10 protein-coding genes are annotated in these 13,195 nt (G+C 66.4%); 6 read left to right on the top strand and 4 right to left on the bottom strand.

The annotated features are described in order from the left end of the window. The 3 genes from ACEN98_RS07740 to ACEN98_RS07750 all read left to right on the top strand — a co-directional run bounded on the left by ACEN98_RS07740 (window position 1) and on the right by ACEN98_RS07750 (window position 2,410). Entirely contained in the window at window positions 1-429 is a 429-nt protein-coding gene (locus ACEN98_RS07740; protein ID WP_413383177.1) for a group II truncated hemoglobin, read from the top strand. Window position 430: 1 nt separating this feature from the next. Further along, window positions 431-1,756: a DNA recombination protein RmuC gene (gene rmuC / locus ACEN98_RS07745; RefSeq protein ID WP_413383179.1), complete on the top strand. Its 1,326-nt coding sequence runs from the start codon at window positions 431-433 to the stop codon at window positions 1,754-1,756. Window positions 1,757-1,870: 114 nt separating this feature from the next. Beyond that, window positions 1,871-2,410, top strand: a complete 540-nt coding sequence (locus ACEN98_RS07750) for an REP-associated tyrosine transposase (RefSeq protein ID WP_413383181.1) — start codon at window positions 1,871-1,873, stop codon at window positions 2,408-2,410. Window positions 2,411-2,489: 79 nt separating this feature from the next. Here the strand turns inward: ACEN98_RS07750 and glp are convergent, their stop codons facing one another. From glp to ACEN98_RS07770, 4 genes are all read right to left on the bottom strand, one after another. Further along, window positions 2,490-4,358: a gephyrin-like molybdotransferase Glp gene (gene glp / locus ACEN98_RS07755; protein WP_413383183.1), complete on the bottom strand. Its 1,869-nt coding sequence runs from the start codon at window positions 4,356-4,358 to the stop codon at window positions 2,490-2,492. A 4-nt stretch (window positions 4,359-4,362) separates the two neighbouring features. After that, a complete protein-coding gene (gene moaA / locus ACEN98_RS07760; protein ID WP_413383185.1) occupies window positions 4,363-5,481 on the bottom strand; it encodes a GTP 3',8-cyclase MoaA in 1,119 nt (372 codons plus the stop codon). Continuing rightward, window positions 5,474-6,835, bottom strand: coding sequence for a chromate efflux transporter (gene chrA, locus ACEN98_RS07765; RefSeq protein WP_413383187.1), 1,362 nt, complete (start codon window positions 6,833-6,835; stop codon window positions 5,474-5,476). The genes moaA and chrA overlap by 8 nt, the downstream gene beginning before the upstream one ends. Window positions 6,836-7,075: 240 nt before the next feature. Beyond that, a complete protein-coding gene (locus ACEN98_RS07770) occupies window positions 7,076-10,255 on the bottom strand; it encodes an Rne/Rng family ribonuclease (RefSeq protein ID WP_413383189.1) in 3,180 nt (1,059 codons plus the stop codon). 829 nt (window positions 10,256-11,084) lie between these two features. Between ACEN98_RS07770 and ACEN98_RS07775 the strand changes: the two genes are divergently transcribed. Genes ACEN98_RS07775 through ACEN98_RS07785 form a run of 3 tightly spaced genes read left to right on the top strand, consistent with a single transcriptional unit; the run spans window position 11,085 to window position 13,194 of the window. Next, window positions 11,085-12,101 carry an RluA family pseudouridine synthase gene (locus tag ACEN98_RS07775; RefSeq protein ID WP_413385961.1) on the top strand — a complete coding sequence of 339 codons (1,017 nt, stop codon included), beginning with the start codon at window positions 11,085-11,087 and terminating at the stop codon, window positions 12,099-12,101. A 38-nt stretch (window positions 12,102-12,139) separates the two neighbouring features. Next, window positions 12,140-12,799, top strand: a complete 660-nt coding sequence (locus ACEN98_RS07780; RefSeq protein WP_413383191.1) for an HAD-IIIA family hydrolase — start codon at window positions 12,140-12,142, stop codon at window positions 12,797-12,799. Continuing rightward, on the top strand, window positions 12,796-13,194 hold the full coding sequence (locus ACEN98_RS07785; RefSeq protein WP_413383193.1) for a Rieske (2Fe-2S) protein: 399 nt from the start codon (window positions 12,796-12,798) through the stop codon (window positions 13,192-13,194). Before ACEN98_RS07780 ends, ACEN98_RS07785 begins: the two co-directional genes overlap by 4 nt. Window position 13,195 lies beyond the last annotated feature (1 nt).

Here is a 13,195-nt window from a genome sequence, read left to right on the forward strand (position 1 = left end):
ATGTCCGATACCAACGCACCCCAAGAGTCCCAGGACGCGCAGGAAGAGACGCGCAGCCTGTACGAGATCATCGGCGGCGAAACCCGCCTGCGCGAACTGGTCGACCGTTTCTACGACCTGATGCAACTGGAGCCGGATTTCGCCGGCATCCACGCGATGCACCCCGTCCCCAATGACAGCTCGCGCGAGAAGCTGTTCATGTTCCTGTCCGGCTGGATGGGCGGGCCGAACCTCTTTATCGAACGCTACGGCCACCCGATGCTGCGCGCGCGCCACCTGCCGTTCGCCATCGGCACGTCCGAGCGCGACCAGTGGCTGCGCTGCATGGCGATGGCGCTGGAAGATCTCGGCTACGACTACGAATTGCGCCTCGCGCTGATGCAGTCGTTCTACCAGACCGCCGACTGGATGCGGAACCGTCCGCATTAATATGCCAACGCTTGAATTCATCGTGCTCGCCGTGGCGCTGCTGGCCGTGCTCGGCCTGCAGGTCGTTCTCTTGAGTCGCGCGCGCCGCGGCGGCGATGAGCGCCACGCCTTCGAACGCCTGGAGCGCGAGCTGCGCCAGGAATTGCAGACCAGCGCCCAGTCCACGCGCCAGGAACTGGCCGCGCATCTCGCGCAGAACCAGGCCGCCACCGTGCAGCAGCTGGACGGCATGCGCCAGCAGATCCAGTTGAATTCGCAGGGCGGGCGCGAGGAACAGGCGCGCGCGCTCAAGCGCTTTTCCGACACCTTGAACGGCGCGCTCGCGAACCTGACGGAATCGAACGCGCAGCGCATGCTGGAGATCCGCGCGACGCTCGAGGCCAAGATCCGCGACCTGCAGAACGATAACGCCAGGCGCCTGGAAGAGATGCGCCAGACCGTCGACGAAAAGCTGCACGCGACGCTGGAGACACGCCTCACGGAATCGTTCCGGCAAGTGTCCGACCGGCTGGAAAAGGTGCACCAGGGCCTGGGCGAGATGCAGCAGCTGGCCGTTGGCGTGGGCGACCTGAAACGCGTGCTCGTCAACGTGAAGACGCGGGGCACGTGGGGCGAGGTGCAGCTGGAGATGCTGCTCGAGCAGATCCTCACGGTCGACCAGTACGCGAAAAACGTCGAGACCGTGCGCGGTTCGAACGCGCGCGTGGAATTCGCGATCAAGCTGCCGGGCTCAATCGACGGCGGTCCTCCGCTGTGGCTGCCCATCGACGCCAAGTTCCCCAAGGAGCAGTACGAACGCCTGCTGGAAGCGGCCGAGCAGGGCGATGCCGACGGTGTCGCGCGCTCGGGCGCGGAGCTGGAGCGCGCCGTGCGCGGCGAAGCGAAGACCATCTGCGAAAAATACGTGGCCCCGCCGGCGACGACGGATTTCGCCATCCTGTTCCTGCCGACCGAGGGCCTGTACGCGGAAGTGATGCGCCGCCCGGGGCTGGCCGACGACCTGCAGCGCACCTTGCGCGTGACGATCGCGGGGCCGTCGACGCTGGCGGCGCTGCTCAACAGCCTTCAAATGGGCTTCCGCACGCTGGCGCTGGAAAAACGCTCGTCGGAAGTGTGGCAGGTGCTGGGCGCCGTGAAGACGGAATTCGGCAAGTTCGGCGACGTGCTGGCGCAGACCAAGCTCACGCTGGAACGCGCCGCGAAGAACATCGAAAGCGCCGAGGTGCGCAGCCGGCAGATGGCGCGCAAGCTCAAGTCGGTGGAGGCGTTGCCGAGCGAGGCGGCGCAACTGATGTTGGGCGGGCAAAGCGTGGACAACGACGATTGAATCGTGGGCACGGGGTGTCCACTCTACGATTATCGTTGGGTGGGCACCCCGTGCCCACGCGTACGTTTGATCGACCGCCGGCATGGCTGTTGATCCGTGGCGTACGATGGGGTGATGACCTACTATCGACGAACCCGAATCGGCAATACGTTCTTCTTTACGCTCGTCACCTATCACCGACGCCCCATTCTGTGCCACCCAACGATTCGACGATCGTTACGTCGCGCGATCGATGACGTGCGCAAAACCCGTCCGTTTTCGATCGATGGCTGGGTGTTGATGCCTGACCATCTCCACTGTATCTGGACCCAACCTGCGGGCGACTCCGATTTTTCTACGCGCTGGTCACTGATCAAACGATCCGTTTCACGCTTCTCATCGGATGTCGCGCTTGATCCAGACTCGCGTAGCGCTTCCAAACGCAAGCATCGCGAATCAACGATCTGGCAACGCCGGTTCTGGGAGCATCTCATCCGCGACGATGTCGATTTCGAGCGGCATCTCGATTACATCCATTACAACCCGGTGCGGCATGGATATGTGGCGCGTGCGGCCGATTGGCCGTATTCGACGATCCATCGGTACGTACGTCATGGCGTATATCCGATCGATTGGGCGGGTGGACCGGATCCCGGATGGGGCGATTTCGAGTAGGGTGGGCTCCCCGAGCCCACGCGTGACGTATGCGGTTTGATGGCGTTTCGCGTGGGCTCGGGGAGCCCACCCAACGGCGTTAGATCAGGCCCTCGAACAACAACACGTCGACCATGTCGCCGGCCTGCACCGTACCTTGTTCGTCATGCAGTACCACCATGCAATTCGCCTCCGACATCGACCGCAGGATCCCCGACCCCTGCGCCCCCGTGATCGCGACGGTCGGCTGGCCATCCGCGCCGCGGGCCAGGATGCCGCGCTGGTATTCCGTGCGGCCCGGTTTCTTGCGGATCGTCGCGGCCGAGCGGGCGCGCACCAGTTCCAGTGGCGCCTCGGCCCCCATCATGCGCAGCAGCGCCTCACGCGCGAAGAAGTAGAACGACACCATCACCGCCACCGGATTGCCCGGCAGCCCGAACAGGAAGGCGCTGCGGCCGTTCGAGGCGATGCGGCCGAAGGCCAGCGGGCGGCCCGGGCGCATGCCGATCTTCCAGAACGTCACGTCGCCCAGGCGCGCCATGATCTGCTTCGTGTAGTCGGCGGCGCCGACGGAGACGCCGCCGGAGGTGATGATGGCGTCCGCGTTCTCGCACGCGTCGCGCAACGCCTGTTCGAGCGCCTGCGGATCGTCGCGCACGACGCCCATGTCGATCAGGTCGCAGCCCAGGCGCTGCAGCATGCCGTAGATCGTGTAGCGGTTGCTGTCGTAGACGCAGCCTTCGTCCAGCGGCTGGCCGATCGAGCGCAGCTCGTCGCCGGTCGAGAAGAACGCCACGCGCAGGCGGCGCTGCACGGGGACTTCCGCCACGCCCAGCGACGCGAGCAGCCCGAGGTCGGCCGGACGCACGATCTTGCCGGCGCGTAGCGCGGCGCTGCCGGCCTTCAGGTCTTCGCCGGCCAGGCGGCGGTTGTCGCCGGTGCGGATGGTGCCGGGTGCGATGACCATCGTGTCGCCCTCGACGCTGACGAATTCCTGCGGCACGACGCTGTCGCAGCCGGCCGGCATGACGCCACCCGTCATGATGCGCACGCATTCGCCCGCTTGCGGGCTGCCGTCGAACGCGCGGCCGGCGTACGCGGTGCCGATCACGCGCAGGCGCGCGGGCGCGTCGGCCGAGAGGTCCGATCCGCGCAGCGCGTAGCCGTCCATCGCCGAGTTGTCGTGGGCCGGCACGTTGATCGGAGAAATGATGTCGGCCGCGAGCACGCGGCCCAGCGCGGCGCGCAGCGCCACCATCTCCGTCGCGCGCACGGGCGTGACGAATTCGCGGATGATGCGCTGGGCGTCGCGCACGGGCAGGGCGTCCGGGTCGTATGCGGACAGGCAGCTCACCACGTCGGCCAGGCGCGGCACTTTCAAGGGTTCGAGTTCGCGCAATTCGTCGAGCGTGTTGATGTTGCGGAAGGCGTCGGCGTCGTCGAACAGCACCTCGGTGACCTTGATCTGCGGGTACCAGCCGTCCATGCGGCGCCCGCCGCCATCGAGGTAGGCCGACAGCACGGGCTCCAGGCCGGCCTTCAGCAGGCAGAACACGGGATGCACCTGGCGCCGGCCGTTTTCTTCGGTGACGGCGACGGCGAGATCGGCACCGGCCGCGCGCAGGCCCTCGTGCAGGCGCTCCGCGAGGTCGGCCGGCAGGAACGGCGAATCGCACGGCGCCGTGAGCAGGTAAGTCGTCGCGCAGCGGCGCAGGCCTGCCTGCAGGCCGGCGAGCGGACCCGCGTAGTCCCGCGTATCGTCCGGCCAGACCGGTACGCCGTACGCGGCATACGTATCGAGGTTGCGGTTGGCGTTGATGGCGACCGTCGCCACCTGCGGTTCGAGGCGCGCCAGCACGTGCGCGGCCATGGTCGTGCCGCCGAAGGGCTGCAGGCCCTTGTCGACGTGGCCCATGCGCGTGCCGCGGCCGCCGGCGAGAATCAGGCCGCTGATGGATTCCTTGTTCATATTATTATCCGCCGATGTAGGACATTTCGATTTTCTGTGCGCTGGCCGCGCGCGGGGAGAGGCCCGCCGTGTTGACGGTGCGCGTTTCGGAATAGCGGTCGGCGCGCGCGCGCCAGAGCCGGGCGATGGCCGTCTGCATCTCCTGGTCCGTGCGCCCGCCGCGCAGCAGCTCGCGCAGGTCGTGGCCGCGCGTCGCGAACAAACACGTGTACAGCTTGCCCTCGGTGGACAGGCGGATGCGCGAACAATCGCTGCAGAAGGCCTGCGTGACGCTGGAGATCATGCCGACTTCGCCCCCGCCGTCGACATAGCGCCAGCGCTGCGCCGTCTCGCCCGCGTAATTGGCGCCGATCGGTTCCAGCGGCATCTCGGCCGAGATGCGGCGCACGACTTCGCTCGACGGCACGACTTCCGTCATGTTCCAGCCGTTCGACGCGCCCACGTCCATGTATTCGATGAAGCGCAGGATCGCCGGCGTGCCCTTGAAGTGGCGCGCCATCGGCAGGATCTGGCCGTCGTTCATGCCGCCCTTGACGACCATGTTGACCTTGATGGGGCCGAGGCCGGCGGCGTGGGCGGCGTCGATGCCGGCCAGGACATCGGCCACGGCGAAGTCGACATCGTTCATGCGCTTGAACACCGCGTCGTCGATGGCGTCGAGCGAGACGGTCACGCGGTCCAGGCCCGCGTCCTTCAAGGTCTGCGCCTTGCGCGCCAGCAGCGAGCCGTTGGTCGTGAGCGTGAGGTCGAGCGGGCGGCCGGACGGCGTCTCGATGGCGCGCAGCTGTTCGACCAGGCGCTCCAGGTTCTTGCGCAGCAGCGGCTCGCCGCCCGTCAGGCGGATCTTTTCGACGCCATGGGCCACGAACAGCCGCGCCACGCGCGCGATCTCTTCGAAATTGAGCAGCGCCGCGTGGGGCAGGTAGGCGTAATCCTTGTCGAAGACTTCCTTCGGCATGCAGTACACGCAGCGGAAGTTGCAACGGTCCGTGACGGAGATGCGCAGGTCGTGCAGGGGCCGCCCGAGGGCGTCGGCGAGCAGGCCGGTCGGTGTCTCCAGCGTGTCGGGGACGGCCAGCGCGGGCGCGCGCGCGTCGGCCACCATGATGATTTTTTCAGCCATGCCAATACGATAGCAGAAGGCCGGCCAGGGCGCAGGCGAGGATGGTCTTGATCGTCCCGGTTCTGTAGCGCAATAACGCCACCGCGGCGGCCGTGCCGATGGCGATCGCGTCCCAGCGCGGCGCGCCGTGGTCGAGGAAGACGTGGGCGCCGAAGAACACGGCCAGGCTCGCGATGACGCCGACGACGGCCGCCGAGATCGCCGTCAGCGGCGCCGTCAGCCGCACGTCGCCGCGCGTGGACTCGACCAGCGGTCCGCCGGCGAGGATGAACACGAATGACGGTAAAAACGTGAAGAACGTCACCACACAAGCCGCGACCATGCCGGCCAGGAAGCGGGCGTCCGACCCGAACAGCGCGTGGGTCCAGCCGCCGACGAAGCCGACGAACGCGACGATCATGATCAGGGGCCCGGGCGTCGTCTCGCCCAGCGCGAGACCGTCGATCATCTGGCCGGCGTCGAGCCAGTGATACTGTTCGACGGCGTGCTGCACGACGTAGGGCAGCACGGCATACGCGCCGCCGAACGTCAGCAGCGCCATCTTGCCGAAGAACGCGCCCATGCGCGGTAGTTCGCCGTCCGGTCCGTAGACGAGGGCCAGTCCCGCCCAGCCTGCCAGTCCGAGCGCGCAGCCGGCCACGCCGACAGTCGCCAGGCGCCGCCAGGTGAAGCGCGCGTGGGCCGGCGTCGGCGTCGTGTCGTCGATCAGTGCCGCCGGATGCGGGCCGCCGCCGGCCGCAGTGGCGTGGGCGTTGCCCGGGTCGAACAGCGCGGGCCGCAACCGGCCGCCGACGAACCCCACCACGGCCGCGCCGAGCACGATCAGGGGGAACGGCACGCCCAGCAGGTCGATGCCGATGAACGCGGCGAGCGCGACGCCGACCAGCAAGCCATTGCGAAGCGTCCGGCTGCCGATGCGCCACGCGGCGGCCAGCACGATCGCGACGACGGCCGGCTTGATGCCCGCCATGATCCCGGCGATGGCGGGCACCTGGCCCCACGTCATGTAGATCCACGACAGCGCGATCAGGACGACCAGCGACGGCAGCACGAACAGCACCCCGGCCGCGATCCCGCCCGGCACGCGGTGCAGCAGCCAGCCGATGTAGATGGCCAGCTGCGTCGCTTCCGGTCCCGGCAGCAGCATGCAGTAATTCAGCGCGTGCAGGAACCGCCGCTCGGAAATCCAGCGGCGGCGTTCGACGAGCTCGGCATGCATCATGGCGATCTGCCCGGCCGGGCCGCCGAAGCTGATGAAACCCAGCTTGAGCCAGTAGCGCAGGGCGGTGCGGAAGGAAACGGGAGCGGGCGGGGCGGACAAGGCGGTGGGCGAACGAATGGATGAGTTGCCCATCTTACACGCATCACGCGGGTGGACGATGGTTCCCTGAGCCCACGCGTGATGCCGGCGTAATGCAAACGCCCGCGTGGGCACGGGGTGCCCACCCTACGAACATATCGATATCGTAGGGTGGGCACCCCGTGCCCACAACACGTTTGCGGATCGCATGCCCACTCTACGATCCAAGCCCAATTTGCCTTTCTAGAAAAAAAGGAAGCCCGCAGGCTTCCTTTTTACGGCGACACGTTCAGTTTATTGACGCGTATCCACCTGGATCAGCGGCTCGTTGACCGGCGGCGGCGCCGGCTTGCGCGTGCGGCGCGGACGTGCCGGCGGCTCCGCCTGCGCGGCCGCTTCCTGGGCGGCGCGCAGCTTTGCCGGATCCGTCGACGCCAGCGTCAGGCCGGCCTTCTCCAGCACCTCGTTCAGGTCGGCCGGCGCGGCGGCCACGGGGGCCGGTGCGACGACTGGGGCAACCGGTGCCGCTTGCGCGACGACAGGCTGTTCAGCCTCGGCAGGCGCCGGTGCCGGTGCCGGAGCCGGAGCCGGAGCAGCGGCCGGGGCTTCGACAGGCGTTTCGACCGGCTGGGCGCCAACATCGGCCTCGGCCTCGGCCTTGTCGGCCACGGCAGCGGCAACCGACTCGGACGTCGGGAACGGCCACGGCGTCTGGGCGGCCGGCGCCGCCTCGACGACGGGCTCGGCCGGTGCAGCAGCCTGCGCAGCCGCAGCCGCAGCGGCCTGCTCGGCATGGACGCGGGCAGCTTCCGCCTGCTCGGCAGCAGCCTTCTCGGCCGCGGCTTTCACGGCTGCAGCCTTGACCGATTCCGAGGTCGGGAACGGCCACGGACCCAGGGCAACCGCCTTGGCCGGTTTTGCTTCAGGCTTGGCTTTCGCAGCCTTCGCTTCGGCCTGGACCTTGGCGGCTTCTTCGTCGGCCACCGGCGTGAAAGCCGGGGCTTCGCCTTCGACGACGTCCTGCTCGGCGCCCTCGACCTGGTCGCGGTCGCGACGGTTGCGGTTACGGCCGCCGCGACGGCGACGGCGGCGCGGCTCGTCGCCGTGCGCGTCGGTGTCCAGTTCGTCGCCATCCGGGCCTGCGGTCGCTTCCGCCACGTTCGCCGTCACCGGCTTCAGTGCTTCCGGGATCTCCGGCTCGCCGGCCAGCGTGATGGCCGCCTGGGCCGCCACGGCCTGGGCCGCGTTCAGCTCCTCGGTCTTGGCTTCCACCGGGGCGCGCTCGGCGCGTTCGGTGCGTTCCGTACGCTCGGCACCTTCACGCGGCGGGCGCGGCTGGCGCGGTGCGCGTTCCGGACGTTCGCCACGCTCCGGACGCTCGCCGCGTTCGGCACGTTCCGCGCGCGGGGCCTGCGGTTGTGCATCCGCCGTGACGGCGGCCTGTTCGCGCGGCTCGCGGGCTTCGCGCGGTTGACGCGGCTGGCGCGGCGGACGTGCCGGCTTGCCTTCGGCCTCGACCGGCTTGGCGCCTTCCACGGCGGCGTTCACATCGCGTTCCTCGCGCTCGGCGCGGTTGCGGCCGTTGCCGCCGGCGGTGGCGTTGCGGCCGCCGCGGGCATTGCGCTGGCCACGGTTGCCACGCTCGCCGCGTTCGCCGGCGGCCGGTGCCGCTTCAGCGGGCTTGGGCGGGGCGACCGGTGCGGGCGGCGGCGCGATCGGGGCCGGACGGCCGAAGAAGAAGTTGCGCAGCTTGGCCAGGAAACCTTCCTGGGCCGGCGGCGTCCAGGCGGCAGCGGCGGGCGCGGCGGCAGGTGCCGGGGCAGGTGCCTCGACCGGCTTGGCCGGCTGGCGGTCGACCATCGGTGCCGGCTGGGCCGGGGTGATCGTCTTGACGACGGCTTCCTGGCGCGGCTTGGCTTCTTCCTTCTGGCGCTTGGCGAACGCCATGTCGGTGTCGGCCGACTCGGCCATCGTGTAGCTGGCGGCGTCGTCGTCCAGGCGCGGATCGTCGTGCTTGATGCGCTCGAGCTTGTAGTGCGGGGTTTCCAGGTGCTTGTTCGGGACCAGGATGACCGTGATGCGGTGGCGCGTCTCGATCTTGAGGACTTCGCCGCGCTTTTCGTTCAGCAGGAAAGCGGCGACGTCGACCGGGACCTGGACGTGGATCGCGGCCGAGTTCTCCTTCATCGCCTCTTCCTGGATGATGCGCAGCACCTGCAGGGCGGACGATTCGGTATCGCGGATGTGGCCGGTGCCCGAGCAGCGCGGGCAGGTCACGTGCGAACCTTCCGACAGCGACGGACGCAGGCGCTGGCGCGACAGTTCCATCAGGCCGAAGCGGGAGATCTTGCCCATCTGGACGCGTGCACGGTCGTGGTGCAGGGCATCCTTCAGGCGCTGTTCCACTTCGCGCTGGTTCTTGGCGACTTCCATGTCGATGAAGTCGATGACGATCAGGCCGCCCAGGTCGCGCAGGCGCAGCTGGCGGGCCACTTCGTCGGCCGCTTCCAGGTTCGTGTTGAACGCGGTGGTCTCGATGTCCGAGCCGCGCGTGGCGCGGGCCGAGTTGACGTCGATGGAGACGAGGGCCTCGGTGTGGTCGATCACGATCGCGCCGCCCGACGGCAGCGGGACGGTGCGCGAGTACGCGGTCTCGATCTGGTGCTCGATCTGGAAACGGGAGAACAGCGGCACGTCGTCCGTGTAGCGCTTCACACGGTGCGCCATGTCGGGCATCACGTGGCTCATGAACTGCTGGGCCTGGTCGAAGATCTCGTCGGTGTCGATCAGGACTTCGCCGATGTCGGGCTGGAAGTAGTCGCGGATCGCGCGGATGACCAGCGACGATTCTTGATAGATCAGGAACGGACCCGGGGCCGACTTGCCGGCGCCTTCGATCGCGCGCCACAGCTGCATCAGGTAATTCAAGTCCCACTGGAGTTCTTCGACGTTGCGGCCGATGCCGGCGGTGCGGGCGATGACCGACATGCCCTGCGGCAGGTCCAGCTTGTCCATCGTCTCGCGCAGTTCCTGGCGCTCCTCGCCTTCGACGCGGCGCGACACGCCGCCGCCGCGCGGATTGTTCGGCATCAGGACCAGGTAGCGGCCGGCCAGCGAAATGAACGAGGTCAGGGCCGCGCCCTTGTTGCCGCGTTCTTCCTTTTCGACCTGGACCATGATTTCCTGGCCTTCGCGCAGGGCTTCCTTGATCGTGCAATTGCGGACGTCGACGCCGTCGCGGAAATAAGAGCGGGCAACTTCTTTGAAGGGGAGGAAACCGTGGCGCTCTTCGCCGTAGCTGACGAAACAGGCTTCAAGAGAGGGTTCGATGCGGGTGATGACGCCTTTGTAGATGTTCGACTTTCGCTGTTCGCGACCGGCGGTCTCGATATCGATGTCGATCAGTTTCTGGCCATCGACGATCGCTACGCGCAGCTCCTCCTGCTGGGTAGCGTTAAACAACATACGTTTCATTTTTATAAACTCCGCGACCCGTGGGCCGTTTCATGCCGTCTTTATGCAAGAGCGGCGAAAGTACAGGGATGTACGCGGTGAAGGGAGTGTTGGCGGTGGTATGCCCGGGGTGTGGCACGGTATTGCCGGCCACAGGGCGCAGTGGCGTCGAACGACATTGCCTCGCGCACGAGCGTCCTCGCCGGCCCGGGCGGCCCGATCGGGGCGGCACAGGGGCAGGCAAGCGGTGCGACACAGCCAGATCTTCAGTGGGCGCGCATGCCGGGGAGCCGAAGGGTGCTGCCGAAACGGGCGCTCCGGGGCGTGAAGACCGCGGTGCGTGCTGCGCACCTGCTTGATCTTCCCGGATGACTGTCTCCAACAACACTGCTACAGCTCACGACGGTCTAGCGGCTCCTTACTTCGGGTCGGGCGAACGGCAAGCGTTATCGACGCCATCACCCGGCAAGCCGACCCTGCGGCCGGCTTGCCGGTACTTATCCTTACAATTCCAAACAATCCAATCCTGCATCCTGTGCGGCTACCCGGTTGCAACTGCGGTGCAACCCAGGTCCGCACAGGAATGTGCGTACACGTCTAGAAATCCTTGAAATCCGCCGCTGCGCTTTCGCATTGTCGCTGCGATGCCGCGACACTACTGCCGCTTGCGACGGTTTGGGGATTCCGTTTTTTTCCATCGAATTTGCATTTTGGCGGGGCCGATGGAGACGCCCCTGTGTAAAATATCGTTTTAATTCTTACACCTGCAGAGGTTTGACCGCCGCCTGTCGATTATATATTCAAAATGAAGGACTTAGAGAGAATTTCTGGGAAGACAGAGCGAATGACCATGCAAAACGATGTTGTTCCCCCTTCATCACAGACAGATAGCCGCCCCCCTGCCACTGCTCAGTTTGTCACAATCACCGAGGAAGAAGCAGGCCAGCGCATCGATAATTACCTGCTGCGCGTCTGCAAGGGTGTCCCAAAAAGCCATATCTACCGCATTCTCCGCTCCGGCGAAGTGCGCGTGAACAAAGGCCGCATCGATCAGTTGTACCGCCTGGTAACGGGCGACATCGTCCGCATCCCGCCTGTCCGCATCGCCGAGAAGGCCGCGGGCAGCGCCCCTGTGCCGGGCGCGGAATTTGCCATCGTGCACGAGGACAGCCACCTGCTCGTCATCGACAAGCCGGCCGGCGTGGCCGTGCACGGCGGTTCGGGCGTGTCGTATGGCGTCATCGAGCAATTGCGCGCAGCCCGGCCGGATGCCAAATTCCTGGAACTGGTGCACCGCCTGGACCGTGAAACGTCCGGCTTGCTGTTGCTTGCCAAGAAACGCTCCGCGTTGACTAACCTGCACGAGCAAATGCGCGACGGCACAACCGACAAGCGCTACCTGACGATGGTGGCCGGCGACTGGCGCAATCCGCGCCAGCACGTGAAGCTGCCGCTGCACAAATACACGACGCCGGACGGCGAGCGCCGCGTCGTCGTGCAGGCGGGCGGCCAGGAAGCGCATACGGTATTCAACCTGCTGCGCAAATGGCCGGCGTTCGCGCTGCTGGAAGCGGAACTCAAGACGGGGCGCACGCACCAGATCCGCGTGCACCTGGCCTCGAGCGGCTTCCCGATCCTCGGTGATGAGAAATACGGCGATTTTGCGCTCAACAAGCAGCTTCAGAAGGCAAATGATGCACGCGGTGCCTTGCGCCGCATGTTCCTGCACGCGTACCAGATCACGTTCCAGCACCCCGACACGGGCAAGCCGCTCACCCTGAAGGCGCCGTTGCCGGCGGAATGCGAGCGTTTCTTGGTAAGCTTGGGGCCAGCGCAGGAACTCAAAACACGCAGCACCCATCGATAACGCGGAATGAGGAGCCGGCGCCACGAGCGCCGGGAGACATGGCAAGAAAGCAATTCGATCTGATTGTCTTCGATTGGGACGGCACGCTGATGGACAGCACCGCCACCATCGTCAAATGTATACAGTCTGCAGCCAAGGACCTGGGCCTGGCTGTTCCGAGCGACGCCGCAGCGTCGCACGTGATCGGCCTCGGCCTGGGCGAAGCCATGCAGGCCGTCATGCCGAACATCGAGCCGGCCCTGTATCCGCGCATGGTCGAACGCTATCGCTACCACTTCCTGACGAAAGACCACGAACTGGTCCTGTTCCAGGGCGTGCGGGCGATGCTTGACGAGCTTTCCCAGGAGGGCTATTTCCTCGCAGTGGCGACCGGCAAGAGCCGGGTCGGCCTGAACCGCGCCCTGAACGCGGCGGGGCTGCTGTCCGTGTTCGATGCGACCCGTTGCGCCGACGAGACATTTTCCAAACCGCACCCGGCAATGTTGCAAGAATTGACAAGGGAACTCGGCCAGGACATGCGGCGCACCGTTATGATCGGCGACACAACGCATGACTTGCTTATGGCAAATAATGCCGGCGCCGCCGGCATCGCCGTCGAGTATGGCGCCCATCCAGTCCAGCAGTTGCAGGCATGCCATCCGGTTTTCACGGCAAAGAACGTGCCCGAATTGCATCAGTGGCTGGTCGAGAACGCATGAGCGATACCGAAGACGTCTACATTTGCGATTCTGAGACCGTCGAGGACGGCGGCAAGGGCGTCCGTTTCCCCGTATTGGCATTCGGTGACGATGCCACCGGTTTCGTCGTACGCTTCGGCGGCAGGATCTACGCCTACCTGAACCGTTGCGCCCACGTGCCGATCGAACTGGACTGGTTCAAGGGCGAATTCTTCGAATCGAGCAAGCTTTATCTCATGTGTTCGACGCATGGCGCCATCTATTTGCCCGAGAGCGGGGCCTGCGCAGGCGGTCCTTGCCGTGGCGGCAAACTGCGGCCGATTACCGTGCGGGAAGCCGATAACCGGATTTATTGGCAACCGGACCAGCATATCCGTCCGCCGGCATCCGGCCAGTCCGGTAGCCAGATGGGGTAAC

This window comes from Massilia sp. CT11-137 (genome assembly GCF_047302885.1).
Taxonomy (GTDB): domain Bacteria; phylum Pseudomonadota; class Gammaproteobacteria; order Burkholderiales; family Burkholderiaceae_D; genus Telluria; species Telluria orientalis.